The sequence below is a fragment of the Daejeonella sp. genome (assembly GCF_044232565.1).
Taxonomy (GTDB): Bacteria; Bacteroidota; Bacteroidia; order Sphingobacteriales; family Sphingobacteriaceae; genus Daejeonella.
The window spans coordinates 1-3,042 of sequence record NZ_JBIILQ010000290.1 but is presented as its reverse complement, the minus strand read 5'-3'; the positions used below and the strand labels follow the sequence as shown (position 1 = coordinate 3,042).

Annotated in this window: 3 protein-coding genes; all 3 read left to right on the top strand. The window is 36.1% G+C overall.

Features of this window, described 5'->3' with window-relative positions:
- On the top strand, positions 1–504 hold a 504-nt coding region (locus ACILQF_RS12215), incomplete at its 5' end, for a tetraacyldisaccharide 4'-kinase (protein WP_395627683.1).
- On the top strand, positions 467–1,285 hold the full coding sequence (locus ACILQF_RS12210) for a purine-nucleoside phosphorylase (protein WP_395627682.1): 819 nt from the start codon (positions 467–469) through the stop codon (positions 1,283–1,285). The genes ACILQF_RS12215 and ACILQF_RS12210, both read left to right, overlap by 38 nt.
- The coding region (locus ACILQF_RS12205; RefSeq protein WP_395627681.1) for a putative porin at positions 1,282–3,042 on the top strand (1,761 nt) is incomplete at its 3' end. The genes ACILQF_RS12210 and ACILQF_RS12205, both read left to right, overlap by 4 nt.

Sequence of the window (3,042 nt, the reverse complement as noted above, 5' to 3'; positions counted from 1 at the left end):
CTTGATGAGCCCCAAAGGCAGAACATTGCAAGCACATTGAATCTTAATGTTAATCAATCTTTGTTTTTTTCATATTTAAAATACGGTAAACTTAAATCTGTTTATGAAGATCGCATTTCAAGGCCAATGAACTCATTAAATAATGCATCTACTATTATTTTACTATCTGGGATTGCTAATCCAAAACCTTTAATAGATGTATTGCATGGGTCGGAAGCCAAGCTTATTCACCATGAATATCCTGATCACCATAATTTTACCGAGAAAAATATTGCTAAACTTGTGCGCGAAATTAGTGAGCTCGAAGAGGGGGATAATTTGATTATTACCACCGAAAAAGATGCACAACGTTTAAACTCTAATAAGTTTAAGAACCAATTAAAAGGCATTCCTGTTTTTTATCTGCCTGTTGAGGCGGATTTTAATGAGCCTGAAAAAACTTCATTTAATAATTTAATTATCAACTATGCAAAAGAATCTGCAGTCGACAGGAGACTATATTAAGCGTAAAATTGACGGTTTTGTACCAGAAATTGGAATTATTCTAGGCACAGGCTTGGGGGGGCTTGTAGATGATATTGAGATTCATCATCAATTAATGTACTCCAATATTCCTGACTTTCCCATTTCTACACTTGAGTTTCATTCAGGAAAGCTAATATTTGGTATTCTTAATGGTAAGAAAGTGGTTGCTATGCAGGGGCGTTTGCATTATTACGAAGGGTATGACATGAAGCAAATTACCTTCCCTGTTAGGGTGATGAAACATCTTGGAATTAAAAAATTATTTGTTTCAAATGCAAGTGGTGCCTTAAATCCTAGCTATAAAAAAGGCGATTTGATGATTATTGAGGATCACATCAACATGCAAACAGATAATCCTTTGCGTGGTCGAAATGATGATGATCTTGGACCTCGTTTTCCAGATATGAGTGAGCCTTACAATAAAGACTTGATTAGTCGTGCTTTGACAATAGCCAAGAAAAATAATATTACTTGCCATAGTGGCGTTTATGTATCTGTAAATGGCCCTAATCTTGAGACTAGAGCAGAGTATCGCTTTTTGCGTAATATCGGTGCTGATGCCGTAGGAATGAGCACAGTGCCAGAAGTAATTGTTGCTAATCACATGTCATTGCCTGTTTTTGCTATTTCTGTTCTCACAGATGAAGGATTTCCTGAAACATTAAAGGTGGTTTCACTTGAAGAGATAATTAAAACTGCACAAGAGGCAGAACCAAGAATGACCAAGATTTTGAAAGATCTTATCCTTGAAATGGAATGATTAAGCGCTTAGTAATTATACTTTTCTTATTCAACAATCTCCTCGGAAGCGAGGTTTTTGCCCAAAGAACAATCCGCGATGAAGGCGAAGGTTCTGGCATGCGTTCTGGTATGAGTAGGGGAGCTGGGAATGGTGTAGAAAACAGTGGAGATATGCAAGAAGATTCTATTATTTATACTTCAAAATATATCAGGTATACCAATCTCAAAATTTTAAAAGAGGGCACTCAAACCCGACCGATTGACACTACGCTTAGGAATTTTCAAAATTACAGTCCCATTTACAGGTTTGATAAGCCCACTATAGGCTTGGGAAGTGCTGGTATTGCCTATCGTGAATTGCTATTTAGTCCTAGTAAAGTGATTGGCTTTGATGCCGGATTTCATTCTCTTGATGCTTATCGCCTTACTCAAGACTCCATGAAGTTTTTTAGAGCTCGAACACCGTTTACTGAACTCTATTATGTTAATGGAAAGATTCAAGAACAGACATTTAAGGTAATTCATACGCAAAATGTGAAGCCAAATTTAAATGTAGGAGCCATGTATAATCGCCTGAGTGCGGAGGGTTTCTATGTCAATCAAAAGGCGGATCATCTAAATGCTGCTTTATTTGCTTGGTATGAATCACCAAATAAAAGGTATAATATTATTAGTGACGTAATTTTTAATACCATCAAGGCTGGCGAAAATGGTTCTACAACAAATGATTCTCTTTTTAAGGGTGATCCAATAGATAAAATTGCGATTCCTGTGCGTTTAAAGGCAACAGGAGCTAATCGTCCGATGCAAACTTGGCGTCAGACCCAGTTTCTGTTCAAACAATTTTATTATATTGGTCGTGTAGATAGCCTTCCTGATACCGAAGCCTCTGCCAAAATATTGCCTACACAGCGTTTTTCACATACGCTAACCTATACCAAAGATCGTTTCAAATTTTACCGAAATGAGCAGGATGATTTTGGTGCTTTTCCGATTCTGCCATCTCAATCATTTACTGAAACCAATGATTCAACCCAAGTTTCGAACCTCAGAAATGAGTTTAGCTATAGTTTTTACCTTAGGGGTAAGGCATTAAGCTTTATTAAGAATGAGTTGAAGCTTGACCTCGGAGTTCAAAATGATATCTACCGGTATGAACAGCTTGCATACAAAGAAAATTTTACGAATACTAGCTTGAAGGCCGCTCTTGCCTATCGTTTTAGTGATAAGGTGATTTTAGAGGCAGATTTAAATCAGATAGTACAGGGTAAACATGCCGGCGATTTTCTTTATGAGGCTAATTCAAGTTTTTTATTGAGTAAATCTGTTGGAAGGATAATCTTAGGGGCCTATCTGCAGAATAAGTCGCCTGAGCAGATGTTTGACCGTGTTAATTATCAATATCATAGCTGGGACAAGAACTTTGATCGTTCTAAGATTAGCAATCTTTCTTTTCTTTATGAAAATCCAAAATATCAGTTTTCGGCAAAGGCGGATTATTTCTTGATAAATAATTACTTGTATTTCAAAGAAACTACAAGCGCGAAGCAAATTTTGCCAGAACAGAGCGGTACCAATATAAATTTGATTAAAATCACACTATCGAAAGATTTTAAAATGGGCAAGTTTAATCTCAACAATTTTATAGTCTATCAAAAGACTGATTTTCAGGATATTTTAAGGACTCCAGAGATATACTCTTATAATAGTTTTTTTTACGCGACTAAGTTTTTCAAAGTATTAACAACTAATATTGGATTTGATTTACGATTTAAC

What these genes read in the sequence shown, in the direction of transcription:
- ACILQF_RS12210 (WP_395627682.1), top strand. Translation starts at nt 467, where the DNA reads ATGCAAAAGAATCTGCAGTCGACAGGAGACTATATTAAGCGTAAAATT.